The sequence below is a fragment of the Stenotrophomonas sp. YJH_SMC_73 genome, assembly GCF_059370155.1.
In genome coordinates this window covers 26,051-51,163 of sequence record NZ_JCAFTJ010000001.1, presented here as the reverse complement: position 1 = coordinate 51,163, position 25,113 = coordinate 26,051, and the positions used below count along the sequence as shown (strand labels likewise).

Annotated in this window: 22 protein-coding genes; 5 read left to right on the top strand and 17 right to left on the bottom strand. The window is 67.2% G+C overall.

All coding sequences use genetic code 11. The annotated features are described in order from the left end of the window. Window positions 1–71 precede the first annotated feature (71 nt). The 6 genes from rpoH to rhlB all read right to left on the bottom strand — a co-directional run bounded on the left by rpoH (window position 72) and on the right by rhlB (window position 6,309). Window positions 72–947 (bottom strand): RNA polymerase sigma factor RpoH, encoded by an 876-nt coding sequence (gene rpoH, locus AC5P8R_RS00230; RefSeq protein WP_005411269.1) that lies wholly within the window; start codon window positions 945–947, stop codon window positions 72–74. Window positions 948–1,225: 278 nt separating this feature from the next. Beyond that, window positions 1,226–1,939: a uracil-DNA glycosylase gene (gene ung / locus AC5P8R_RS00225; RefSeq protein WP_014648627.1), complete on the bottom strand. Its 714-nt coding sequence runs from the start codon at window positions 1,937–1,939 to the stop codon at window positions 1,226–1,228. Beyond that, on the bottom strand, window positions 1,936–2,778 hold the full coding sequence (locus AC5P8R_RS00220) for a response regulator (protein WP_014648628.1): 843 nt from the start codon (window positions 2,776–2,778) through the stop codon (window positions 1,936–1,938). Before AC5P8R_RS00220 ends, ung begins: the two co-directional genes overlap by 4 nt. Before the next feature lie 7 nt (window positions 2,779–2,785). Continuing rightward, window positions 2,786–3,733, bottom strand: a complete 948-nt coding sequence (gene ftsX / locus AC5P8R_RS00215; RefSeq protein ID WP_032961674.1) for a permease-like cell division protein FtsX — start codon at window positions 3,731–3,733, stop codon at window positions 2,786–2,788. 3 nt (window positions 3,734–3,736) lie between these two features. Continuing rightward, complete coding sequence (gene ftsE / locus AC5P8R_RS00210) at window positions 3,737–4,423, bottom strand: cell division ATP-binding protein FtsE (RefSeq protein ID WP_014648630.1); 687 nt, start codon at window positions 4,421–4,423, stop codon at window positions 3,737–3,739. A gap of 164 nt (window positions 4,424–4,587) precedes the next feature. After that, a complete protein-coding gene (gene rhlB / locus AC5P8R_RS00205) occupies window positions 4,588–6,309 on the bottom strand; it encodes an ATP-dependent RNA helicase RhlB (protein ID WP_049439326.1) in 1,722 nt (573 codons plus the stop codon). A 508-nt stretch (window positions 6,310–6,817) separates the two neighbouring features. Between rhlB and trxA the strand changes: the two genes are divergently transcribed. The 3 genes from trxA to AC5P8R_RS00190 all read left to right on the top strand — a co-directional run bounded on the left by trxA (window position 6,818) and on the right by AC5P8R_RS00190 (window position 10,903). Then, window positions 6,818–7,147, top strand: coding sequence for a thioredoxin (gene trxA / locus AC5P8R_RS00200; protein ID WP_005411275.1), 330 nt, complete (start codon window positions 6,818–6,820; stop codon window positions 7,145–7,147). A gap of 227 nt (window positions 7,148–7,374) precedes the next feature. Next, window positions 7,375–9,120 carry a transcription termination factor Rho gene (gene rho, locus AC5P8R_RS00195; RefSeq protein WP_046429862.1) on the top strand — a complete coding sequence of 582 codons (1,746 nt, stop codon included), beginning with the start codon at window positions 7,375–7,377 and terminating at the stop codon, window positions 9,118–9,120. Window positions 9,121–9,328: 208 nt separating this feature from the next. After that, a complete protein-coding gene (locus AC5P8R_RS00190; RefSeq protein WP_032961682.1) occupies window positions 9,329–10,903 on the top strand; it encodes a sensor domain-containing diguanylate cyclase in 1,575 nt (524 codons plus the stop codon). 39 nt (window positions 10,904–10,942) lie between these two features. Here the strand turns inward: AC5P8R_RS00190 and AC5P8R_RS00185 are convergent, their stop codons facing one another. Together AC5P8R_RS00185 and aceK are read right to left on the bottom strand one after the other, a co-directional pair. After that, window positions 10,943–11,833 carry an energy transducer TonB gene (locus tag AC5P8R_RS00185; protein WP_049439329.1) on the bottom strand — a complete coding sequence of 297 codons (891 nt, stop codon included), beginning with the start codon at window positions 11,831–11,833 and terminating at the stop codon, window positions 10,943–10,945. A gap of 80 nt (window positions 11,834–11,913) precedes the next feature. Next, window positions 11,914–13,644 (bottom strand): bifunctional isocitrate dehydrogenase kinase/phosphatase, encoded by a 1,731-nt coding sequence (gene aceK, locus AC5P8R_RS00180; protein ID WP_046432816.1) that lies wholly within the window; start codon window positions 13,642–13,644, stop codon window positions 11,914–11,916. Between the two features lie 155 nt (window positions 13,645–13,799). Here aceK and AC5P8R_RS00175 point away from each other — a divergent pair, with 155 nt between their 5' ends. Next, on the top strand, window positions 13,800–14,546 hold the full coding sequence (locus AC5P8R_RS00175) for a KilA-N domain-containing protein (protein ID WP_014648638.1): 747 nt from the start codon (window positions 13,800–13,802) through the stop codon (window positions 14,544–14,546). A gap of 74 nt (window positions 14,547–14,620) precedes the next feature. On the opposite strand, the gene AC5P8R_RS00170 is transcribed toward AC5P8R_RS00175, so the two are convergent. The 9 genes from AC5P8R_RS00170 to AC5P8R_RS00130 form a co-directional block, all read right to left on the bottom strand. Beyond that, a complete protein-coding gene (locus AC5P8R_RS00170; RefSeq protein ID WP_014648639.1) occupies window positions 14,621–14,980 on the bottom strand; it encodes a hypothetical protein in 360 nt (119 codons plus the stop codon). Window positions 14,981–15,033: 53 nt separating this feature from the next. Continuing rightward, window positions 15,034–15,450, bottom strand: coding sequence for a roadblock/LC7 domain-containing protein (locus AC5P8R_RS00165; RefSeq protein ID WP_014648640.1), 417 nt, complete (start codon window positions 15,448–15,450; stop codon window positions 15,034–15,036). Further along, window positions 15,443–15,991, bottom strand: a complete 549-nt coding sequence (locus tag AC5P8R_RS00160; RefSeq protein ID WP_014648641.1) for a GTP-binding protein — start codon at window positions 15,989–15,991, stop codon at window positions 15,443–15,445. Before AC5P8R_RS00160 ends, AC5P8R_RS00165 begins: the two co-directional genes overlap by 8 nt. Beyond that, on the bottom strand, window positions 15,984–16,949 hold the full coding sequence (locus tag AC5P8R_RS00155) for a hypothetical protein (RefSeq protein ID WP_014648642.1): 966 nt from the start codon (window positions 16,947–16,949) through the stop codon (window positions 15,984–15,986). The genes AC5P8R_RS00160 and AC5P8R_RS00155 overlap by 8 nt, the downstream gene beginning before the upstream one ends. Window positions 16,950–17,265: 316 nt before the next feature. After that, window positions 17,266–19,488 (bottom strand): NADP-dependent isocitrate dehydrogenase, encoded by a 2,223-nt coding sequence (locus tag AC5P8R_RS00150; RefSeq protein ID WP_046432822.1) that lies wholly within the window; start codon window positions 19,486–19,488, stop codon window positions 17,266–17,268. A 357-nt stretch (window positions 19,489–19,845) separates the two neighbouring features. Beyond that, window positions 19,846–20,358 (bottom strand): hypothetical protein, encoded by a 513-nt coding sequence (locus AC5P8R_RS00145; RefSeq protein WP_014648644.1) that lies wholly within the window; start codon window positions 20,356–20,358, stop codon window positions 19,846–19,848. 45 nt (window positions 20,359–20,403) lie between these two features. Then, entirely contained in the window at window positions 20,404–20,697 is a 294-nt protein-coding gene (locus AC5P8R_RS00140) for a LysM peptidoglycan-binding domain-containing protein (RefSeq protein ID WP_005419771.1), read from the bottom strand. A gap of 285 nt (window positions 20,698–20,982) precedes the next feature. Then, the gene (gene queF / locus AC5P8R_RS00135) at window positions 20,983–21,801 is read right to left on the bottom strand and encodes an NADPH-dependent 7-cyano-7-deazaguanine reductase QueF (RefSeq protein ID WP_049439336.1); all 819 of its coding nucleotides are present in this window, start codon (window positions 21,799–21,801) and stop codon (window positions 20,983–20,985) included. A 523-nt stretch (window positions 21,802–22,324) separates the two neighbouring features. Then, entirely contained in the window at window positions 22,325–23,644 is a 1,320-nt protein-coding gene (locus AC5P8R_RS00130) for a M20 family metallopeptidase (RefSeq protein WP_495222885.1), read from the bottom strand. A gap of 186 nt (window positions 23,645–23,830) precedes the next feature. Here AC5P8R_RS00130 and AC5P8R_RS00125 point away from each other — a divergent pair, with 186 nt between their 5' ends. After that, window positions 23,831–25,075 carry an efflux RND transporter periplasmic adaptor subunit gene (locus AC5P8R_RS00125; RefSeq protein WP_014648647.1) on the top strand — a complete coding sequence of 415 codons (1,245 nt, stop codon included), beginning with the start codon at window positions 23,831–23,833 and terminating at the stop codon, window positions 25,073–25,075. The last annotated feature ends 38 nt before the right edge of the window (window positions 25,076–25,113 follow it).

Here is a 25,113-nt window from a genome sequence, read left to right as displayed (position 1 = left end):
GTGGATGCGCTCCAGAAACAAAAAGGCCCGGCATCTCCGCCGGGCCTTTCTTCAATCCAACGCCACCCCGCTTACGCGGTGAACAGCGCCTTCATCTTCTTCAGCGCGTTCGCTTCAACCTGGCGGATGCGCTCGGCCGACACGCCGTACTCGTCGGCCAGTTCCTGCAGCGTCACCTTGCTGTCCGCGTCCAGCCAGCGGCGGCGGATGATGTCGCGCGAGCGGGCATCCAGTTCCGCCAGGCCTTCGCGCAGCAGCTGCATCTGGTTATCTTCGCTGTCCTCGCGCTCGTAGGCCATCGACGGGTCTTCGTCATCGGCAACCAGGAACGCAGCCGGCGACGGCGGCGCGTGCTCGTTGTCCTCGTCGGTCGGCGCATCGAACCCGATATCGCGACCCGACAGGCGCGACTCCATTTCCATGACCTCGCGCTCGGACACGTTCAGGTCCTTGGCCACCGCGCTCACTTCCGCCGCGTTCATCCAGCCCAGGCGCGTCTTCGACTTGCGCAGGTTGAAGAACAGCTTGCGCTGCGCCTTGGTGGTGGCGACCTTCACGATGCGCCAGTTCTTCAGGATGAACTCGTGCATCTCGGCACGGATCCAGTGCACCGCGAAGGAGACCAGGCGCACGCCCATGTCGGGGTCGAAGCGCTTGACCGCCTTCATCAGGCCGATGTTGCCTTCCTGGATCAGGTCGCCCAGGGCAAGGCCGTAGCCGTTGTAGCCGCGGGCCACGTGCACCACGAAGCGCAGGTGCGAATGCACCAGCTCGCGGGCAGCGTCCAGATCGTTGCCGTCGCGGAAGCGACGGGCCAGGTCCTGTTCGTCATCGACCGACAGCACCGGGATCTGGTGCACGGCACCGATGTAGGCGTCCAGCGAACCGAGCGCACTGGGAATCGGGAGATTGTTTGCCACAAGGGCAGTAGAGGTGTTCTGGCTCATAGGCACCCATCTTAGCAGTCCGGGATTTGGACTGCTAAAGGAGGAAAAAGTTCCAGCATCCCATCGATGCAACACTGGTCCCAAACAGAGCCCTACCGTAGCGCGATTTGATGACAGTGGCGAGCATGCTTTTCGGGATTCACAATCCCTTGGAATTCAAGCAATTACCTGCCGGGAACCGGCCGATTCCGGTCAAGCGGAGCTGAACGGGCCGTTCTGGAGGCCCATTCAGGCCAGGGAACGTTGTCCGGCGTTCAGGCCCGGCCGCCAGCCGGCGCTCAGAGCACCGAGCGCGGCGGCAGCGACCAGTCGATCGGGGCCTGGCCGCGGCGCTGCAGGTACTCGTTGGCCATCGAGAAATGACGACAGCCGAGGAAGCCCCGATGGGCCGAAAGCGGCGACGGATGCGGCGACTTCAGCACGCGATGGCGGCGGGTGTCGATCACCTTGCCCTTCTGCTGCGCATAGGCGCCCCAGAGCATGAACACCAGCCCTTCGCGCTCGCGGTTGAGCACATCCACCACGTGGTCGGTGAAGCCTTCCCAGCCACGACCCTGGTGCGCACCGGCCTTGCCCTCTTCCACCGTCAGTACCGCATTGAGCAGCAGCACGCCACGCTGCGCCCACGGAATCAGGCAACCGTGGTCCGGACGCGGGATACCGAGATCGCTCTCGATCTCCTTGTAGATGTTCAGCAGCGACGGCGGCACCGGCACGCCCGGCGGCACCGAGAAACTCAGGCCATGTGCCTGGCCGCGACCGTGGTACGGGTCCTGCCCGAGGATCACCACCTTCACCTGCTCGAACGGCGTGGCGTCGAACGCGGCGAAGATCTGCGGGCCGGGCGGGAACACCGCCGCGCCACTGGCCTTGCGCTGGCGCAGGAAGCTGGACAGCTCGCGCATCTGCGGCTGCAACAGGTAATCGCCGACATGCTGCTTCCAGCTCGGTTCCAGCTGGATCGTCGGGGTGTCGGCTACTTCATCCATCATCGCAACAGAGGTCCATCGTTCAATCGGGCCAGCCTCAGCTGGAACAGCACCTTGGTGACCAGCAGCCGTTCTTCGATCGGCTTGAGCACCAGGTCGTTGGCACCGGACTGCAGCAGCCCGGTCTGGTTGTGCGGGTTGCCATCGCCGGTCATCACCAGCACCGGCAGGCGGCGCTTGCCGTAGCCGAAATCCACGCGCACGCGCTGCACCACGTCGCGACCGCTCAGTTCGCCCTTCAGGGTGACGTCGGTCAGCACCAGGTCGATGCGGTGGCGACTGCGGCCCAGCGACTCGGCGGTGAGCAGGGTGAACGCTTCTTCGGCGCTGACCACGTGCAGCACGTTCAACTGCTGGCGTTCCAGCATGCGCTTGGTGGCCTCGGCCACCACGCGGCTGTCCTCGATATAGAGGATGGTGGCGCCGGGGATGGTCTGCGGCTGCACGTAGCCGCGGATGAAGGTCGCCAGTGCTTCATGGCCGAGCGATTTGTCGAAATAGTCGGTGACGTACTCGGTGAAGCGGCGCTGCTCCAGGTGCTGCTGGGCATCGCCGGAGACCACGATCACCGGCACATAGGCCTGGCCGGCCGCTTCGCGCACCATCCGCGCCAGCGCCAGGCCGTCGCCATCGCGCAGGGTCAGCGAGGTCGTCACCAGGTCCACCGGCCCCTGTGCCAGCGCCTGCTGTGCGTCCTCGATGCTGTTGCAGCCGATCACCTCCACGCCCGGCAGGTCACGCTGCAGGACGTCGGCGATCAGCTTGCGCACCAGCTTCGAGCCATCGACCACCATCACCCGCGTCGCGGGCCCTTCAAGGTGTTTCAGCGCTTGCGGTTGCATGCCGGTCTCAGGTGTCGGTCGGGCGGGTCTGGCGGAGGAAGTGGCCGGTGACCAGCCAGGCGCCCAGCCAACCCAGCAGCAGCGTGCCGAGCAGGACCAGGCCGCCGTGCAGCAGGTCCAGGCCGTGCAGTACGAACGGGCTGCCGTAGCTGCGCGAAAGTTCGGCCAGCGGCATGCGCAGGGCGGCACCTGCAGCGCCGATCAGGGCCAGCGCCACCGCGCCGGCGCCCAGGCCGTACCACGCGCCCAGGTACAGGAACGGGCGGCGGATGAAGCCATCGCTGGCGCCGAGCAGCTGCAGCACGCCGATCTCTTCGCGGCGGGCCTGGATGTCCAGGCGCACCGTGTTGCCGACCACCAGCGCGGCACCTGCGCCGAGCAGGACCGACAGCACCTGCACCAGCCGCGCACCGAAGGCAAGCCAGGCATCCAGGCGCTGGCGCCACAGCGCATCGTGCTGCACCAGATCGGCCTCGGGCAGGCTTTCCAGCGCGCGCGCCAGGCGTGCGTCGTCCTTGCCCTGGCCGGGAGTGATCACCAGCAGCGAAGGCAGCGGATTGTCGTTGAGTGCGTCGATCGCCTCACCCAGGCCGGCATCGCGCAGTTCCTGCAGTCCCTGCTCGGGCGTGCGCACGTTCACTTCGGCCACGTCGTCGCGGTCGCGCAGCTGGCCGGCCAGGCGCAGCGCGCCGGGTGCATCGACGTTGCCCTTCAGGAACACGTTGATGTCGCGCGACTGCTGCACGCTGCCGGCGAACTGCTTGAGGTTGTCCAGCGCGATCGACAGGCCCAGCGGCAGCGCCAGCGCCAGCGCCATGACCATCACCGTCAGCAGGGTCGCCCATGGCTTGCGGCAGGCGCGGCCCAGGCTGAACACCACGCTGTGCACGTGGTGCTGGAACCAGACGCCCACGCGCGAGGGGGCGGCGGCTTCGCTGTTTTCGTTCTTCGCCATCGGTTACTCCGCCAGGTCCTGCGGCGAGATGTCATCCACCAGCCGGCCATGGTCGAGGATCAGCACGCGCTTGCGCATGCGGCGCAGCAGCGGCAGGTCGTGGCTGACCACCAGCACGCTGGTGCCGCGCGAGGGCAGCTCGGCGAACAGGGCCATGATCTCCGCCGCCAGGGTCGGGTCGAGGTTGCCGGTCGGCTCATCGGCCACCAGCAGCTTGGGCTCGCCGACGATGGCGCGGGCGATGCCCACGCGCTGCTGCTCGCCGGCCGACAGCTGCGAGGGCAGCGCCTTCTCGCGATGGCCCAGGCCCATCCGCTCCAGCACCGAGCGCACGCGCTTGCTGATGTCGCCACGGCGGGTGCCGCGCAGGATCAGCGGCAGCGCCACGTTCTCGGCGATCGAGCGGTCCATCAGCAGCCGGTGGTCCTGGTAGACCGCGCCCACCGCGCGTCGGTGGCGGGGCACGTCGCCGCCGCGCACCTTCAGCAGGTTGCGCTCGTCGAACACCACCGCGCCGCGGCTGGGCCGCTCGTCGAGGTGGATCAACTTGAGCAGGGTGCTCTTGCCCGCACCGGAATGGCCGGTGACGAACAGCATCTCGCCCGGCGCGACCTCGAAGCTGACATCGATCAGCGCCTCGTGGCCACCGGCGTACTGTTTGCTGACATTGTCGAAGCGCAGGACACTCATGCCCCGATTATGCAGGAGCGGCGCGACCTCGTGGAGACGGTGGCGCCGATCGGTAGTGCCGGCCGCTGGCCGGCAGCCATGTGGGTTGCCGGCCAGCGGCCGGCACTACCGTTCAAAGCCACCCGACCAGCGGTCGGGGGCTTCCCGCTGATCGGCAGCGCCGATCAGCTGCCCGACAGCATCCGGCGGATCTTGCGGCCGATGCGGGTCAGGAACGAATCGCCGCTGTCGGCCGCCGTGCGCACCGGCTTGGCCACCACCTGCACCGGGGTCACCGGGCTGGCGCCGTTGCCGGCGTTGGCCTGCACGCCCTCGCCACCCTCGACCGGACGGCCGTGGCGACGACGACGGCGCTTGCGCGGCTTGCGCTCGCCATCCACGGCACCTTCCGGCGCGCCCTCGGCGCGGGGCGGGCGCGGCGGACGCGGAGCCTGGGCGACAGCGGCTTCAGCACCTTCGGCCGGGGCAGCTGCAACCTGCTCGCCTTCCACGCGCGGCTTGCGCGGGCCACGCGAACGGCGCTCGCCGCTGCGCTCACCGTCGCGACGCTCGCCACGGCCACCGCCGGAGCGGCCCCCACTGCGACCACCACCACGGCGCTCTTCTTCAGCGGCGCGGGCTTCGCGCGCTTCACGGAAGATCTGGCCGACGCTCTCGTTCTCCTCACCTTCCTCGCCAGCAGCCGGGGCCGGGCGTTCCGGGCGCGGCAGCGGCGTCAACAGTTCCTTGGTGACCGGCTCGGACGGGATCTTCTGCTCGATGTAGGCCTCGATGTCCGGCAGGCCCATCGCGTAGCGTTCGCAGGCGAAGCTGATCGCATCACCCTCTTCGCCCAGGCGCGCGGTACGACCGATGCGGTGCACGTAGTCTTCGGCGTCGAACGGCAGGTCGTAGTTGTAGACGTACTTGATGCCGTCGATGTGCAGGCCACGCGCGGCCACGTCGGTGGCCACCAGGATTTCCAGCTGGCCCTTCTGGAAGCGGTTGAGCAGGCTCTCACGCTTCTTCTGCGGCACGTCGCCGGACAGCACGCCGACGCGGTAGCCGGCCTTTTCCAGCGAGCGGGCGACGCGCTCGACGAACACCTTGGTATTGACGAACACCATGGTGCGCGCGCCTTCACTGCGCGACAGCAGGCCCAGCAGCAGCGGGATCTTCTCGTCGTCGGCCGGGAAATAGATGCGCTGGCGCACGCGCGCAGCGGTGATGGTCTCGGCTTCGACCACCAGCTTCTGCGGCTCGTTCATGTGCTCGTAGGCCAGCTCCAGCACGCGATGGCTGAGGGTGGCACTGAACAGCAGGGTCTGGCGGATGGTGCGTTCCGGCATGCGGCGCAGCAGGAAGCGGATGTCCTTGATGAAACCCAGATCGAACATGCGATCGGCTTCGTCCAGCACGCAGATCTCGCAGGCATGCAGCGAGACCACCTTGTGCTGCTTGACGTAGTCGATCAGGCGGCCCGGGGTGGCGATGATCACGTCCACGCCCTGCTGCAGCAGCTCACGCTGCTTGTCGTAATCCACGCCACCGTAGACCAGCGCGAAACGCAGACCCAGGTCGGAACCGAACTTCACCGCATCCTTGTGGATCTGGATGGCCAGTTCGCGGGTCGGGGCAAGGATCAGCGCACGCGGATCCTCCGGCTTGCGGTCGGCCAGCGCCGGGCGGGTCAGCAGGCGGTTCACGACAGCGACCAGGAAGGCCAGGGTCTTGCCGGTGCCGGTCTGGGCCTGGCCGGCAACATCACCGCCGGGCAGCGCGACCGGCAGGGTCAGCGCCTGGATCGGGGTGCAGCGGGTGAATCCGGCTCCTTCAAGGCCGGCCTGCAGGGCCGGATGCAGCTCGAAGGAGGAGAAGGTCAAATCGGTCAGCGGTTTGTCGCTCATGAGTCCGTCTTGGTATGGCCGCCGGCCCGTGGGGCGGCTGGCACTTCATCGTCTAGGGGCACCGTCGCAAACTGCGGCCCCTGCGGCGGGTTGGCAGGCTGGGACCACCGGTCCGCGCGCCGCACAATGCCCCAGTTTACCGCACTCGGGCAGGCAAACCGGAATGCGGCGTCTCATGGCGTCCAGAGACGCCACCTTCACCCAGCCACACCGGACTTGAACGGCCTGCCCGGGTTCGCTGGTGTCGCCCACTGCCAGCCCCATGTACAGGAAGACAGTGAAATCCGACACATACCGGCCATCGAAGCGATCACGATACGCTGGGTTCCAACCGGCGCCTGTCCCTGCCCTGCGATAGGGGTACACTGCCGGCCGTGAGCGTCCAGGCATCCCGCCGAACGCACCGCGGCAGTGCGCCGCGAGGCAACGACGAGGGTCGCGCCACCGGGCATGGCCCAGTTCACCCACCTCCGGCATGGCCGGGTGCAATCCAAGACGAGAAACCAAGATGAGCGACAAGGTTGTACATGTCGGCGACGCCGACTTCGATAGCGCAGTGCTGAATTCCAAGGAACCGGTGCTGGTCGATTTCTGGGCCGAGTGGTGTGGCCCCTGCAAGATGATCGCCCCGGCGCTGGACGAACTGGCCGATGCCTACCAGGGCCGCGCCAAGATCGCCAAGGTCAACGTCGACCACAACCGCGCACTGGCCGCCAAGTACCACGTGCGTTCGATTCCGTACCTGGTCGTGTTCAAGGACGGCGAGAAGGTCGGCGAGCAGATCGGTGCGGTGGGCAAGGCCCAGCTGGCCGGCCTGCTGGACAAGGCCCTGGCCTGATCCTGCTGTTCCCGGCAGCCGCTGCCCGCGGCTGCCGGCGGGCGCCCCGCGTCCATCATGAATGCTGTTCCCGGCGACCCTTGCATGCCGCCGCAGGCCGATGATAGTGTCGGCATATCCGGCCGCGCTCGCGTGCCGCACCCTCTGGACGCAGTTTCTTCCAGACCCATTCCCAACGTTCGCCGCCCCAGCCGGGCGCTCGCACCTTCAAGCGAGGAATAACGCTCTTGTCCGATAACACTTCCGAAACCGGCAGCGCCGATGCGCCCGCCGAAAAGCGCGTGCGCAAGCCCCGCGTGAGCAAGGCCGCCGCCCCGGCAGCCGCCGAAACCAGCGCCGCTCCGGCGCAACCGACCCTGCCGCTGGCAGCCGCGCCCGAAGCGCCGGCACCGGCTGCAGCCGCCCCCGCGCCGAGCGCGCCTGCCACTGAAGCCCCCGCCTCCGGCGGCGGTGAGGGTGGCGAAGGCCGCGAATCCGGACAGCGCCAGCAGAACCACCAGGGCGGTGGGCAGCACCAGGGCCAGGGTCAGAACAACAACCCCTACAACCAGAACGGCCAGCAGGGCCAGGGCAATCGCCGCGACCGTTTCCGCAACCGTCGCGACCGCGACCGCAACCGCGGTGGCCGCGATGACGGCATGCCGCAGGACGGCGGCGAGCAGCAGCCCTTCGTGCCGCGCCCGCACGCCAACGTGCCCGAGGGCTTCCCGGTCTACTCGCTGAGCGACCTCAAGCGCATGCCGGCACAGAAGCTGCTGGAGATCGCCGAGCAGCTGCAGATCTCCGAAGGCGTGGCCCGTGCCCGCAAGCAGGACGTGATCTTCGCCCTGCTCAAGGTGCTGACCCGCCACGGCGACGGCGTTGCCGCCGATGGCGTGCTGGAAATCCTGCCGGACGGCTTCGGCTTCCTGCGCGCGGCCGAAGCCAGCTACCTGGCCGGCCCGGACGACACCTACATCTCGCCCAGCCAGATCCGCCGCTTCAACCTGCGCACCGGCGACCACATCTCCGGCCGCATCCGCTTCCCGAAGGACGGCGAGCGCTACTTCGCGCTGAACATCGTCGACACCATCAACGGTGAGCCGATCGAAGCGTCGAAGAACAAGGTGCTGTTCGAGAACCTGACCGCGCTGTTCCCGCGCCGCCGCTTCACCCTGGAGCGTGGCAACGGTTCGTCGGAAGACATCACCGGCCGCATCCTCGACCTGATGGCGCCGCAGGGCAAGGGCCAGCGCTCGCTCATCGTGTCCCAGCCGAAGGCCGGCAAGACGATGATGATGCAGCAGGTCGCCACTGCCATCACCACCAACCATCCGGACGTGCACCTGATCGTGCTGCTGATCGACGAACGCCCGGAAGAAGTGACCGAAATGCAGCGCACCGTGCGCGGCGAGGTCATCAGCTCGACCTTCGACGAGCCGGCCGCGCGCCACGTGCAGGTGGCCGAAATGGTCATCGAGCGCGCCAAGCGCCTGGTCGAGCACAAGAAGGACGTGGTGATCCTGCTCGACTCGATCACCCGCCTGGCCCGCGCCTACAACAACGTGGTGCCGAGCTCGGGCAAGGTGCTGACCGGTGGCGTGGACGCCAACGCCCTGCACCGCCCGAAGCGCTTCTTCGGTGCCGCGCGCAACGTGGAGGAAGGCGGCAGCCTGACCATCATCGCCACCGCGCTGGTCGACACCGGCTCGAAGATGGACGAGGTGATCTACGAAGAGTTCAAGGGCACCGGCAACAGCGAAGTGCACCTGAGCCGCCGTATCGCTGAAAAGCGCGTGTTCCCGGCCATCGACATCAACCGTTCCGGCACCCGCCGCGAAGACCTGCTGATCGAGCCGGAACTGCTGCAGAAGATCTGGATCCTGCGCAAGCTGCTGCATCCGATGGATGAAATGGCCGCGATGGAGTTCCTGCTGGACAAGATGAAGAACACCAAGTCCAACGACGAGTTCTTCGGCTCGATGAAGCGCTGATCCACGGCATTGCATCGAAAGGAACCTGCCGCTCGCTGCGGCAGGTTTTTTTTTGCCTGCAGGGCGACCCACTTCACTTTGCCGCCGCCGACTTTTGGCGATAATCCGCCCGATACCCTGCCCGGCCCTGCGGGCGTGGCCACCGATTCCGCTGTCGCCCCTTCCGGAGAACCGGTCGGGTCCAGCCTCCTGCCGGATCCGTCGACGCATGCGAACGCTGTCTCCCCGCCTCAACCTGGGCAAGCTGATCCTCGCCCTGGCCCTGCTCAGCGCCATCATCGCCCTGGCCAATACACTGCTGGCCAGCTACCGCGTGCAGCGCGACCAGCTGGTCGGCAATACCCTGGAAGCCAACCGCGTCTATGCCACCAAGCTGGCCGAGACCACCCAGAACTTCCTGTTGGCCGCGCAGCAGGAGCTGGCCTACGCCGCCACCCGGCTCGGCCAGAGTGACCTCGATCCGGCACAGGCGCAGGACGAGGCCAGCCGCCTGCAGCTGCAGACCAACAGCTTCAATTCCTCGCTGGTGGTGGACGCCGACGGCCTGGTGATCGCCACCTCGCCGCAGACCCTGCAGCTGCAGGGCGAGATCCTGCACAGCGTCGGCAACAATGCCGCATTGGCTGCACGCCAGCCGATGATCAGCGACCCGTACCAGTCGACCACAGGCAAGCTGCTGGTCTCGCTGTCGCACCCGATCTTCGACCGCCAGGGCCACTATCGCGGCTACGTCAGCGGCACCCTGTACCTGCGCCAGCGCAGCGCGCTGCATACGCTGCTGGGCAAGCACTACTACCGCGACGGCTCCTACCTGTACGTGGTCGACCGCCATGGCCGCCTGCTGTACCACGCCGACGGCAAGCGGGTCGGCGACTACGTGGTCGGCAACCCGGCGGTGAAGGCGGTGGTGCGCGGTGAGCGCGGCGCGCAGCAGGTCCGTAACAACCTGGGCGTGTCGATGCTGGCCGGTTACGCGCCGGTACCGGCCACCGGCTGGGGCATCATCGCCCAGCGGCCGACCGAGGCCACATTGCAGCCGTTGTCACGGTTGATGACCGCGGTGATCTGGAACGCGATCCCGCTCGGCCTGCTGTCACTGCTGATCACCTGGTGGTTCGCCCGGCGCATCTCGATGCCGCTGTGGCAGCTGGCGCGCAACGTGCAGGGTGGCGAGGACACCGGCAGCGCGATCAACCACGTCAGCGGCATCCGCGCATGGTACTTCGAGGTTGCCCAGCTCAAGCAAGCGGTCCTGCACAGCTTCAACGCCCTGCAGGACCGCATTGGCACACTCAACCGCGCCAACCGTACCGATCCGCTGACCGGCCTGCTCAATCGCCGCGGCCTGCAGCAGGCGCTGGATGCGCTGCAGGTGCAGGGCATTCCGTTCGCGATCCTGGCGCTGGACATCGATCGCTTCAAATCGATCAACGACAGCCACGGCCATGACGTCGGTGACGCCGCCATCGTCCATATCGCCGACCAGATGCGCCGCTACTCGCGCGACAGCGACATCCTCTGCCGTGCCGGTGGCGAGGAATTCCTGCTGCTGCTGCCGGGCATCAGTACCGACTCGGCGCGCCAGGCCGGCGAGCGCCTGCGCCAGCACATCGCCGATCATCCGTTCGAGCCGGTCGGCACCATCACCGTGTCGCTGGGCGTGGCCCACTTCCCCAGCTTCCATGTCGATGCCGAGCAGGCGCTGCGGCTGGCCGACAAGGCCCTGTACATGGCCAAGGAACAGGGCCGCAACCGCGTGGTGGTCTACCCGTACGCGGACTGAAAAGCGGCCGGCCTGGCCGACCGCTCCATCGCACCGGGCTCAGCGCTGCGCCAGCGGCGTCAGCAGGCGCAGGCCGCGCTGGGTGCCATCGACCATGTACACGCCGCCGGCCGGCAGCAGATCACTTCCCGCCTGTCCGGCGCCATCCGGCGTGCGCCAGGGTGCGGCCTGGCGCGGGCCGGGGATGAAGGCACGCCAGCGGCCGTAGCGTTCCGGCTGGCCGTTGTCGCTGTTGTTCAGGGCGAAAGTGACCGGCACGCGCACGGTCCATGAATCCCGCGTGCTGTCCTCGCCGGTGGTCGGCGGCGAGAAGGTCCACTTGCGGGCCGCACTGATACTGGCCTTGGCGAAGATGTCGCGCATCCTGGCCATGGTCCGTTCCGGTGCGACCACGGTCATGTTCACCTGCTCGGCAATGACATCGGCCACGGTGCCGTCGCGTGCGACCTTGACCAGCAGCAGTACGTCACCCTGCCCGCCATTGCGGAAGGCCTCTTCGGGGTAGCGCGGCGGCGGCATGCGCTTCTGGGTGATCGAATCGGTAGCCTTCGGATCATATTCACTGAAGTCGACGCTGGTCATGCTGATCTGGTAGTTGCCGTCTTCCTGCTGCTTGCCACGCAGGCGTACGCGCAGCGGTGCGTGGACGGCCACCGGCGTACCATCACGCAGCGTCGGTTCGAACTGCCAGCCGCGGATGGCGCCTTCCACGAACGACACGATGCCGGGTGCGAGCATGGCACGCTGGTCCAGGACCAGCGTGCTGACCGAACCATCGGCTGCCACGTCGATACTGCCTGACAGCACCATGCTCATCTCGGCAGTGGCGCGCACGGCGCGCGCGTTCTGGGCCACGGCATCGGCCGGCAGCAGGGGCGCACCGGCGGCGAACGCCAGGGCCAGCGCAAGGAACAGGGGGGAACGCATCATTGCCGGATCCATGGTGATGAGGTGAACCCCGAGCGTACCGCAGTCCGAGCGGGACCGGCAGGCAGTCCACGCCACGCCGTTCAGGCCAGGCGATGGACCGCCGCATAGGGCGGCGTATCCGGATAATCACCGCTGGCGAAGCGCGCCTGCAGGCCCTGCCACCACGCGGGATCAAACAGGTGCCGGTAATGTTCGCGCACCGCCGCCAGCTCACCCGCCGGCAGGCCCATGAACGGGCCGAAGCGCTCGGGAAACACGTCGCGTGGCCCGACATGGAACCAGGGTTCGTCGGCCATGGCTTCCTCCGGCGTGCGCGGCTGCGGCCAGGCGCGGAACACGCAGTCGCTGACCAGGCACAGCTCGTCATAGTCGTAGAAGACTGCCCGGCCATGCCGCGATACGCCGAAGTTCTTCGGCAGCATGTCGCCGGGGAAGATGTTGTTGCGCGCCATGTCGGTGATCGCCTGCGCGTAGTCGAGTACCGCCGCACGCACCGCGTCGCCGCCCTGCTCGCGCAGGTAAAGGTTCAATGGACGGAAGCGACGCTGCACGTAGCACAGTGCGACTTCCACCTGATCGCCATCGACGCGCACGCTCTGCGCGCACTGCGCAAGCAGCTCCTGCAGCAAGGCCGGTGCGAAGCGGTCGCGCGGGAAACGCAGATGGCGGTACGGCTGCGCATCAAGCAGGCGACCGACACGGTCGAGGTTGAACACCAGCGCATACTTCTCTTCCACCTGCTGCCGCGACATCGACTTCGGCCACGCGAAGCGGTCGCGGATCAGCTTGAACACCAGCGGATAGCTGGGCAGGGTGAACACCGCCATGACCATGCCCGGCGTGCCTTCGGCATGCACCAGCCGCTCCTGCGGATGTTCGTTGAAGTGGCGGAAGAAGGTACGGTAGCGCTCGGTCTTGCCCTGCTTGGCGCGGCCCAACACCGTATAGATCTCATCAATGGGCTTGCCCGGCAACAGGCTGCGCAGGAACACCACCGCATCGCCCACCGTGGCCAGGTCGGCCTGGAAATAGCTGCGCGACACGCCGAACAGATGGGCGACATCGCGACGCCGGGTCAGCACCGCATCTGCACGCAGGCCCTGCCCATCGTTGACCAGGGCGATCACGCACGGTGAGAAGCGGTGTTCGCCGAACACGCGACCCACCAGGTAGGCGCGGCGCTCCCGGTAGAACACGGTGTCGAGCAGCTCGATGCTGCGCACCGGCGTATCACCCCAGTGGGCCAGATCATCCTGCAGGCGCACAGCGATGGTCGCCGCGCAGCGCAGCTGGTGCGCATACGGAATGTCGAAGCGGTAATCGGCCAGCACGCGCTGGAGAGCCTCCACCGGCCGCGTCGGCGAGACCGCATAGGTATGCCGTGCGACCGGGTGGGTGATCGCATCGGACGGCTCGACATCGAAGGCGATGAACTCCAGCGCCGGGTCCACGCCACGGGTGGAGAACAAGCGCCGCGACAGCGTGTTGTAGAAGGTCTTGTACAGCTCGGCGTCGATCAGCCCCCGCAGCAGTGCGCTATAGCGCGCATGCACCTGCAGCCACAGCGCGCGTTCCCCGATCGCTTCGCCGGCGAGACGCCGCAGCGCATCCATCTGTTCGGCGATGCACAGGTCGTACAACGCGATGCGCTCGACTGCATCCCGGCGCGCGCCCACCCAGTCGCGCTGCTCGAAACGCTGCCGCGCACGGGCGGTGATCGCCGCAAAGCGGGCGTGATACTGCTCGAAGCCGGCGTGAATGGCGCCGGCGATGCGCGACGCCAAGTCGGCAACGGTGTCAGGCTCGGACATGCAGGGTTCACCCGGGAGGACCTGCCTCACCATACGCTGGCGTGGGGTGGCTTGTGTAGGGCCACTGCATGCCGCGACAAACGCAACGATTCCTACAGACCTGATGCCTCCCTGCTGCCTACCCTTTCAGGCCCAACAACGGCACGAGGTGACGCATGCAGCAAATGACCTTTATTCCGCGCGTGGAGGAAGGCAACGTCATCCCGCAGCGCGCCCGCGACGGCTACATCAGCGCGACCGCCCTGTGCCAGTCCGTCGGCAAGCGCTGGTCCGACTACCGGGCACTGAAATCGACGGAGGAGTTCCTGCAGGAGCTCATGGCGCAGACGAAGCTGTCCGAGAATGAGCTGATCCACGTGGTATCCGGTGGGAACCCGGCCATGCAGGGCACCTGGATCCACCCGTACCTCGCCATCCACCTCGGCCAGTGGCTGTCGCGCAGGTTCGCAGTGAAGGTCTCGCAGTGGGTGGTGGAATGGCAGCAGGGTCGCGCCAATGCGTTGCTGCCCGTGCACATCGACCGCTACATGCAGAACCGTGCCAAGGTGCCGTACACCCATTTCTCGATGCTCAACGAGCTGACGTTGAACCTGATCGCACCGCTGGAGCAGGCGGGCTATACGCTCCCGCAGGCGCTGGTGCCGGACATCTCCGAAGGCCGCCTGTTCTGCAAATGGCTGAGGGATCATCGCGGCGTCGACACCGATGCGCTGCCCACGTATGACCACGCCTATCCGGACGGCCGCACGGTGCAGGCCAAGCTGTATCCCAACGAGTTCTACGAGGACTTCCGCCGCCACTTCAACGAAGTGTGGCTGCCAGATCATGCGCCCAGGTACTTCGCCGCACGCGACAGCAAGGCTCTCTCGTTCGTCTCTGCACTGCTGCTTCCAGCAGCCTGAAGGCAGCGCCGAACGTGCTCGGCTGCTTCGGCTGGAAGCAGCCGAGCATGGTCCGGCGCTACGGAGGCGGCCGCTCAGATCGCCAGTTCGGCCTCCACGTCCTGCACCTTGCGCCGGGCCAATGCCAGGTTGGACTTGGTACGGTCCAGCACGATGTAGAAGAACAGGCCCTTCTTCTTCGCCACCGGGCGCATGATGTGGTACGCCTTGCCCAGCGAGATCAGGATGTCCTCGATGCTGTCGTTGAGGTTCAGCGATGCGGCGGTCTTCATCTTCGCGCGGATCACTTCGGTATTGCCGGCGGCGGCCACTTCCATGTCCATGCCGGCACCGGCTTCGCCCAGCAGCATGCCGCTTTCGTAATCGACCAGCGCCACTGCCTGCGCGCCGTCGATGCCCATCAGTGCGTTCAACGAATCATTCAATCCAGCCACGTCGCACCCCTTGTCGATGTTGGTCCGAGCCCCTTGTTCCCCTGCGGCCGGGCTCACGATCCGCCGAGTTCGGCCAGGATCGCCTGGCCACATTCCCTGCTCTGCCACAGCACCTGGCCGATCACGCTGCGCTGGTCGCAGGCCGCCATCAGCAGCAACGGTGCGCGCCCTTCGGCCTGGATCGCCAGCATCAGCACCTTTCCGCCCGCCGCTTCCAGCATCAGTGTCTGCAGATCGCCCAGCACCAGTTCGCGCCCGACCGCCGCAGCCAGCGCCAGCATCGCGCTGGTCATCGCCGCCAGCCGTTCGCCGCGCCCTTCGGCGCCGGCGCTGACCAGGGCAAAGCCATCGACGCTGGCCAGCACGACCGTGCGCACGCCTTCGACCCGCTGCTGCAGGTCCTGCAGCAGGGGCTGCAGGCGCTCACGCTGACCGGCGTCGGGCAGTACCGCCAGCTGCCCGTCAGCCATGTGCAGCCACCAGTGCGTGCGCTTCCATTTCGCTCATCAGTACATCCATCAGCAGCAGTCCCTGTCCTCGGTCACGGGCATCCACGGCCAGCAGCGGCAGCGGCTGGTCGTCAAGGCAGGCACGGATGGCCCAGTCATCCAGTGCGGCCTGCGGTGCCTGGTCCAGGTGGGTGACCGCCACGACCAGTGCCAAGGATGATGCGAACGGCTGCAGCACCTGCAGATAGCCTTCCAGCTCGCTGGCCAGGCCGGCGCGGCGCGCATCCAGCAGCAGCACCGCGCCACGCGCGCCCTGCAGCAGGATCGGCCACAGGAAATCGAAACGCTGCTGGCCGGGTGTGCCGTAGAGACGCAGGCGTTCGCCGTTGGGCAGGTCGATGTCTGCATAGTCCAGCGCCACGGTGGTGGAGGCCTTGTCGGCGCCGAGGCGATCACTGTTGGCCACATCCGTGTCGACCACCGCGCCAGCCGCGATGCTGCGTACCAGCGTCGACTTGCCGCTGCCCATGCCGCCCAGCACGACCACCTTGTGCTCACGCATTGCGCTCGCTCCCGCGCAGGTGCCGCCACAGGCGGGCGAGCAGTCCGTTGTCGGTGCGGGTGCCACCTGCCGCCATCATCAGCGTCGCCGGGGCGGCCTGCAGCTGCGCGTAGCCACACAGATAGGCGGCATGGATGAAATCGCGAACGGCCGCCGCCGGCAGTTCGAGCAGCATCGTGCATTCCTCAACCGTACACGCACGCTTGAGCAGCAGCGAGCACAGGCGGAAGCCATCGTGGTCATGGCCCAGTACGCGGAAGTCCGGCCAGCGCAGCAGCTTCACCGAGGCGCCGCGCAGGCGCTCGTCCAGCGCCTGCCAATGGCGGCTGCGTTGCGCCCATTGCCACAGCAGTGGCCGCAGCGGCTGGCGTGGCCGCTCGCCGGCCAGGGCCTGCAGGCGCGCCGGTGTCAGCGCGTCCAGCTGCAGGCGCTCAAAGGCATCGGCCAGCCGCTCCACCAGCGCCGCAGCCGGCTCCTGCAACAGCACGGCCTGATCGTGCTCCAGATCCATCAGCAGCAGAGGCTCGCCTGCATCACCCAGCAGTGCCTGGCCCTGTCGCAGCGGCAGCCGCTCGCGCAGCAGGCGGGTGATGGCGTGCGCGCCATCTGCCAGGCGGATCGGCGCAGGTGTCTGCATGACCAGGGGCTCCGGTGCCAACTGCATGCGACGCAACGCGCGACCGATGGCACCGTCATCAAGCACGTCCTGATGCCCGTCGCCATCACGCAGCTGGCCGCCGATGTCCTCGATCCAGCACTGCAGGCGCGGACGTTGCTGTCGCATGCGCTGGGCGGCGTTGCGCAGCGCCGGGGTATCGCGGATGACCAGCAGATCACAATCGTCCAGATCCTGGCTGCGGCGGACCTGGCCATCCGGCAGCGCCGAGGCCAGGCGCAGCCTTTGCAGCAGGGCCTGCTCGCCCTGGATATCGGTTCCCACTACCAGCACGCGTGCCATCCGTGTTCCCCGTGCGGCCACCTCCCCGGTGGCCTCGCGTCGCCAAGGCTAGGGCATCGCCAGCGGCGGCCGTCGTGATCGATTGCTCAGATTCAAGGCGACTGCGAAACGGCGCCGATCCATTCTGCGACCGCCATCGCGGGCAAGTTTCATGCCCCGTTGACGGCATTCCGACGACCGACGGATGTCACGGTTCTGGACACGGGTCGAATGGGGTCAGATCCCTTTTGCTTGCAAAAGGGATCTGACCCCAGCGCCATAAAAAGAAACCCGCGCCGAAGCGCGGGTTCCGGTGTCACGGCCGAACGGCAGTGGATCAGCCGCGCAGCTGCTCCAGCGCGGCGTTGAAGGTCGCGCTCGGGCGCATCGCCTTGCTGGCCTTGGCCACGTCCGGGCGGTAGTAGCCACCGATGTCCACGGCCTTGCCCTGCACTGCGATCAGCTCTTCGACGATCTTCTGCTCGTTGTCGGTCAGCGTCTTGGCCAGCGGGGCGAAGCGCGCCTTCAGGGCGGCGTCCTCGTCCTGCGCGGCCAGGGCCTGGGCCCAGTACAGCGCGATGTAGAAGTGGCTGCCACGGTTGTCGATGCCACCCAGCTTGCGCGATGGCGACTTGTCGTTGTCCAGGAACTGGCCGTTGGCTTCGTCCAGCGCCTTGGCCAGCACACGGGCAGCGGCGTTGTCGTAGCGGTTGCCCAGGTGTTCCAGCGACGCGGCCAAGGCCAGGAACTCACCCAGCGAATCCCAACGCAGGTAGTCCTCTTCAACGAACTGCTGCACGTGCTTCGGGGCCGATCCACCGGCACCGGTCTCGAACAGGCCGCCACCGGCCATCAGCGGCACGATCGACAGCATCTTGGCGCTGGTGCCCAGTTCCATGATCGGGAACAGGTCGGTCAGGTAGTCACGCAGCACGTTGCCGGTCACCGAGATGGTGTCCTCGCCCTTGCGGATGCGGTCCAGCGAGAACGCGGTGGCTTCCACCGGCGGCAGGATGCGGATGTCCAGGCCGGTGGTGTCGTGGTCCTTCAGGTACTGCTCGACCTTGGCGATGACCTGCGCGTCGTGGGCGCGGGCGGCGTCCAGCCAGAACACGGCCGGGGTGCTGCTCAGGCGGGCGCGCTCGACGGCCAGCTTGACCCAGTCCTGGATCGGCGCGTCCTTGGTCTGGCACATGCGCCAGATGTCACCAGCTTCCACGGCGTGCTCGAACACCACGGCGCCGGCATCATCGGTGACCTTGACCACGCCATCGGCGGCGATCTGGAAGGTCTTGTCGTGCGAGCCGTACTCCTCGGCCTTCTGCGCCATCAGGCCGACGTTCGGCACCGAGCCCATGGTGGCCGGGTCGAAGGCACCGTGCGCCTTGCAGTCGTCGATGACGGCCTGGTACACGCCGGCGTAGCAGCGGTCCGGAATGACCGCCTTGGTGTCCTGCAGCTTGCCTTCGGCATTCCACATCTTGCCCGAGTCGCGGATCATCGCCGGCATCGAGGCGTCGACGATCACGTCGCTCGGCACGTGCAGGTTGGTGATGCCCTTGTCCGAATTGACCATGGCCACGCCCGGGCGCTGCGCGTACTCGGCGGCCAGGTCGGCCTCGATCGCGGCGCGGGTGGCTTCAGGCAGCGACGGCAGGCGCGCAGCCAGGTCACCAATGCCGTTGTTGGCATCGAAACCGGCCTGCTTCAGCACGTCGGCGTGCTTGGTCAGTACGTCCTTGTAGAACTCGTTCACCGCCACGCCGAACATGATCGGGTCGGAGACCTTCATCATGGTCGCCTTCAGGTGCAGCGAGAACAGCACGCCCTGGGCCTTGGCATCGGCAATCTGCTCGCCGATGAACGCGGCCAGTGCCTTGCGGCTCATGACGGCGGCATCGACGATCTCGCCCGCCTTCACTGCGGTCTTTTCCTTCAGCACGACGGCGCTGCCGTCCTTGCCGTGGAAGGTGATCTTCAGCGAACCGGCGTTGGCCAGGGTGGCCGACTTCTCGCTGCCGTAGAAGTCACCGGCGGCCATGTGCGCGACGTGCGACTTCGAATCCGACGCCCAGGCGCCCATGCGGTGCGGATGCTTGCGCGCGTAGTTCTTCACCGACAGCGGTGCACGGCGGTCGGAGTTGCCTTCGCGCAGCACCGGGTTCACCGCACTGCCCTTGACCTTGTCGTAGCGCGCCTTGTAGTCGCGCTGCTGGTCGTCGGCCGGGGTTTCCGGGTAATCCGGCAGCGGATAGCCCTGGTCCTGCAGTTCCTTGATGGCCGCCTTCAGCTGCGGCACCGAGGCGGAGATGTTCGGCAGCTTGATGATGTTGGCGTCCGGGGTGGTCGCCAGCTGGCCCAGCTCGGCCAGGTCGTCGCTGACCTTCTGCGCGTCGCTGAGCAGTTCAGGGAACAGCGACAGGATGCGGCCGGACAGCGAGATGTCACGGGTTTCCACCACGATGCCTGCGGTGGCGGTGTAGGCGCCGACGATCGGCAGCAGCGACTGGGTGGCCAGGAACGGTGCTTCGTCGGTCAGCGTGTAGAGGATCTTGGACATGGGGGACTTGGACTCTGTAGCAATGCTCAGGGGAAGGCCGGCGCCAGCGCCGGGCCACGTGCAACCGTGTCGCGCGCGGGGCCGGGCCCCACGCTTTCCCCCGTCGCCGTCAGGGTGGGCGCGCGGCGGGGAAACCCCTGCATTGTCGCGTTTTCAGCCGCGCGGGGCAAAGCTGTGCCATACGCGGCGGTACTGCACGGCGGCAACGCTGTGATCCATCCGCGCCAGGATGAAGCCCCCCACCGCATCAGCAGATCCACGCCATGCGTGGATGAAGCCAGCCATCGCCCAACAAAAAAGGACGCAGCCTCGCGGCTGCGTCCATCGTGAGCCCTGCCGGGAGAGAGTCGGCAGGACTTACTTGACCTCGAACTCCTGCGGCGTTCCGGCCGCCTTGCCATCGACGGTGACCTCGGCGCGGTACTTGCCGGCCGGCCAGCCCTTTGCATTCTTGAACGTGACGTTGGTGGTTTCCGCACCACTGGTGTTCAGGGTGGCGTTCTGTTCGCCGGCTACCTGGCCGTCCTGATAGGTCAGCTTGGCGCCAACGGTGACGTTGTTTGCAGCGCCGTCGGTCTTGACCGAGACGATGATGTCATCCTTCGGTGCGAACAAAGCCGTCGTCGCAACCGACTTGTCGGCGGCGGCGGTCTTGCCGACGGTGACCGACGAGACGTTGACCGCAGCGGCTTCGGCCATCGGCGGCGGTGCGCCGGTCATCGGCGCGGGAGCAGCGGGTTCGGCCGGGGCGGTCGCTGCCGGAGCGGCGTTGCTGTCGGTCGACTCTTCCTTCTTCTTGCAACCGACCAGGGCAACGCTGCCCAGCAGGGCGGCGATCAGGGCGGTCTGTAGCGGGGTGGTCTTGATCATTCGGGGTTCCTCCCAGGGATTGTCGGACGGCGTTCGATGGCCGGCTTACTTCGGCGGCAGTTTCAGGGTCTGGCCCGGGAAGATCTTGTCCGGGTCATCAAGCACATCGCGGTTGGCTTCGAAGATCTTTTTCCAGGCATTGGCGTCGCCCAGATGCTGCTTGGCGATCTTCGACAGCGAGTCACCCTTCTGCACGGTATAGGTGCCGCCGCTGACAACGTCTGCGGTGCTGTCCACCGAAGCGCTGACGCCGGAGAAGTCCGCCTTCGGCACCTGCTCGGCGGTACTGTCGACACTGCCACTGACGCCGGAGAAATCGGCTTTCTTCTCGGTACTCATCCACAACTCCCGTCTGCATGACTACGTGATTCGCACGGTGCCATGGAGGTTGTTAAATGGGGATGGTGCAGATGTGAAGCCGCCCCCCGGGGCGGCTGAACAATCGGGGGAATGGACGCCCGGTAGTGCCGGCCGCTGGCCGGCTGTGCCAGGGGGATCCGGCCTTGGCCGATTGCCGGCCAGCGGCCGGCTCCACCCGTAACCACCTGCGAATCATGGTAGTGCCGGCCGCTGGCCGGCGCTCGCCGGGCATGGCCCGGCGCAACGGGCAACCGCCTGTGGCGGTTACTGCCGCAGTTCGCGGTAGGTCGCGGCCGGGGCGGCGATGCCCGGGCTGGCACGCCAGGGGTTGATATCCAGGCCGCCACGACGGGTGTAGCGGGCCTCCACTTCCAGCCACTGCGGCTGGCAGCGCGCAGACACCTCGCTGAAGATCCGTTCAACACACTGCTCGTGGAACTCGGCGTGCTCGCGGTAGCTGACCAGGTAACGCAGCAGGCCGGCGCGGTCGATCTTCGGCCCGCGGTAGCGCAGGCTGACCGTGGCCCAGTCCGGCTGGCCGGTAACCGGGCAGTTGGACTTCAGCAGCGCCGAGACCAGGGTTTCCTCCACCACCTCGCCGGCATCAGCGGCGAGGAAGTCTGCCTGCGGCGGGCCGTAGCAGTCGATCTCCAGGTCCAGCCCATCGATGGATTCGCCGAGCGGCGTCTCACGCAGGCCCGGCAGGCCGAATTCGACCTCCACCGGCGCACCGGCGCAGGCCGACAGATCCGCCACGATGCGCGCGCGCAGTGCCTCGGCGCTGTCGATACGGGTGCTGTTGAGGGAGTTCAGGTACAGCTTGAACGACTTCGATTCGATCAACCGCGGCGAGGTGCACGGCACCTGCACGGTGGCGACGGCGACCTGCGGCTTGCCACGCGCGTCGAGCCAGCTCAGCTCGAAGGCATGCCAGCGGTCGTGGCCGACGAACGGCAGCGCGGCGTCATCGAGGCCGATCTCGGCGCGGGCGCCGCTGCGGGGGATGGGAAACAGCAGGCCGGGATCGTACTGCGACGGGTAACTGACCTCGCGACCGAGGCTGGAATCCTGTGGGGTGTTCATGGGCGCCATTGTATCGCGCGGGCGGCGGGCCTTCGGCCGGGCCGGCCAACGGCGGAGCCCCTCCGTGGTGGTTGTGTTGCCGGATACAAGAGCTGGCCGGGAGGGTGGGTTGGCCGGGGGACGCCGTGAATCCATCCATGGAGGCTCGGTCGCCGCATCCATGCGGCTCACGCCCCCAGCCAACCCACCCTCCCGGCCACGGACAATTTCCCGCGCCACCACGGGAAAGATCAGGAAAATCAGAATCCGATCCTTCAGACGTTCATGACGTCCGCCGTGCCGACCAACGGTCGGCACCCACCAACAGCAGCGGGCACCAACAGCCGCGGGAAACTGTCGAAGGCGGGGTGGGTCCGGTTGAGGGGGTGTCCGCGGCATGGATGCCGCGGCCAAGCCCCCAGGGACGGGTTTACGGCGTCCCCCTCAACCGGACCCACCCCGCCAGCCCACGGAATGCCCGCTGTTGACGTTGACGTTGCCGTTGATCCAAGCGGGTGCAGGGCTGCAAGCCCTGCGGAAACCCTCACCCCGCCGGGGTACCGGCACCGTGCAGGTAATCCAGGCTCACCTGCAGCAGCGCGCGGAACCCGACATCCAGCGCCTTCTCATCCAGCAGGAACTTCGGCGAATGGTTCGCCGGCGCCGTTGCCGGATCGATGCCCGCGCTGGTGGAGCCGACGAAGAAGAACATGCCCGGCACTTCCTTGGCGTACAGCGAGAAATCTTCCGCACCCATCTGCAGCGGTGGCTCGTATACGTTGTCCTTGCCCACCACCGCCTGCAGGCTCGGCAGCATCTTCGCGGTCAATGCCGGGTTGTTCACCGTGGCCGGGTTGCCGTCGGCTTCGTAGATCTCGGTTACCGCCTTGGCACCATGCGCGGCGGCGGTGTGCTCGGCCACGTTGCGCAGGTCGGCGAAGATCTGCTGGCGCATGCCTTCGTCGAAGGTGCGGATGGTGCCGACCATCTCCACTTCATCGGGAATGATGTTGTAGCGGATGCCGCCGTTGATCGCGCCGAAGGTCAGCACTGCCGGCTGCTTGGACAGGTTGGCGCGGCGGCTGACGATGGTCTGCGCGGTGCCCACCAGGTCGGCGGTGGCGACGATCGGATCAACCCCGTTCCACGGCGCCGAGCCATGCGTCTGGCGGCCGATCACCTTGATCCCGAACCGGTCCGAGGCCGCCATCAACGGGCCACCGCGCACCGCGATCTGACCCACCTGCACGCTGGAGAACACATGCAGGCCGAACACCGCTTCCGGCTTGAAATCGGCGAACAGGCCTTCCTTCAGCATGAGTGCCGCACCACCCTCTTCCGGCGGCGGTGCGCCCTCCTCGGCCGGCTGGAAGATCAGCATCACCTGGCCCGGCAGGTCCTTCTTCATCGACACCAGTGCTTCGGCCACGCCGAGCAGGGTCGCGGTGTGCGCGTCATGGCCACAGGCATGCATCACGCCCACGGTCTGCCCGCGGTACTGGTCAGTGGCCTTGGAGGCGAACGGCAGGCCGGTCTGCTCGGTCACCGGCAGCGCGTCCATGTCGGCGCGCAGGGCGATCTTCGGCCCCGGCTTGCCGCCCTCGATGATCGCAACCACGCCGTGGTGGGCGATGCCGGTCTTCGGCTTCAGGCCCATCGCACGCAGGCGCTTGGCGACCTCGGCCGAGGTGCGCGCCTCGCGGTTGGACAACTCCGGATGCTGGTGGAAATCTCGGCGCCATTCGACCACCTTGGCCTGCAGCCGCTGCGCGGCGGCGGTCACTTCCGGGCGCTGCCCGTCCTGGGCGTGGGCAAATGCCGGCAGGGCCAGCAGCAGGGCGGACAGCAGCAGCGAACGGCGCATCACAATCTCCACAGCAGAAGGGTTCCAGCTGAATGTAGGGCAACACCGCCGCCACGGGAACCTCCGGCGCTCGATCCGGTCTTAGCGCCCGTCCCATCCGTCATGCAGGAAACGTGATGTGGCACAGGTATGCTTTGCGCATTGCCCCGGCGTCCCGCCTGGTCCAGCCCTCTCGGAGTCCTCGTAATGTCACGTGTTTGGAAGATCGTGCTGCTGGTCGTGGCAGTGCTGGTGCTGGCCGTGGTCGGCCTGCGCGTCATGGGCGGGGGCAAGGACAAGGCCGGTGGTGCAGCTGCGGGGGCGCGCCAGGGCGGCGAGGATCCGAATGCCGGTCCAGTACCGGTGACCGTGGTGGAGGCCACGCGCCAGGACGTGCCGGTGTATGCCAGCGCGCTGGGCACGGTGACTGCGATGAACACCGTTACCGTCAGCCCGCAGGTCGGCGGCCAGCTGATGAGCCTGAATTTCCGCGAAGGCCAGGAAGTGAAGCAGGGTGACGTGCTGGCGGTGATCGATCCGCGCACGGCCCAGGCCAGCTATGACCAGGCCGCCGCAGCCAAGCGCCAGAACGAAGCCCTGTTGGCCACTGCGCGCTCCAACTTCCAGCGCTCGAACGCGCCTGAGTATCGCCAGTACGTCGCCAAGACCGATCTGGATACACAGCGAAACCAAGTGGCACAGTACGAAAGCGCCGTGGCCGCCAACGAGGCCAGCATGCGTTCGGCGCAGGTGCAGCTGCAGTACACCAAGGTCACCGCACCGATCTCCGGCATCGCCGGCATCCGCGCGGTCGACGCGGGCAACGTGGTCAACGCCGGCACCGCGCTGGTCACGCTGACCCAGATCCATCCGATCCACGTGCTGTTCAACCTGCCCGAGCGCCAGCTCGGCGACGTGCGCCAGGCGCAGGCCGCCGGCACGGTGCCGGTGGCCGCGCTGGACCGTGCCGATTCGCATGTGTTGTCCGGCGACGGCAAGCTCGACGTGGTCGACAACCTGATCAGTGCCGACAGCGGCACGTTCAAGGCGCGTGCGATTTTCGACAACACCGACAACGGCCTGTGGCCGGGCCAGTTCGTCAACGTGCGCATGCAGCTGCGCACGATCGCCGGTGGTGTGGTCATCCCCACCCAGGCGGTGCTGCGTGGCCCGGATGGCGAGTACGTCTACATCGTGCAGGGCGACAACACGGTAAAGATGCAGACGGTGCGCAGCGGCGTGGAAGTGGGCGACAGCCAGGTGCAGATCGCCGAAGGCCTGAAGGGCGGCGAGCGGGTGGTCAGTGAAGGCCAGTTCCGCCTGAAGCCGGGCAGCAAGGTCACCGCGCTGAAGCCGGGCGAGACCCCGGCCGCACCGACCGAGGCCGAACTGAAGGCGGCCGAGCAGAAGAACGCAGGCGGCGGTGGCCGTCGCGGTGGTGGCCCGCGCTGAGCGCAGGCCACTGATCTCCCTCGCGCCGGCATACCCGC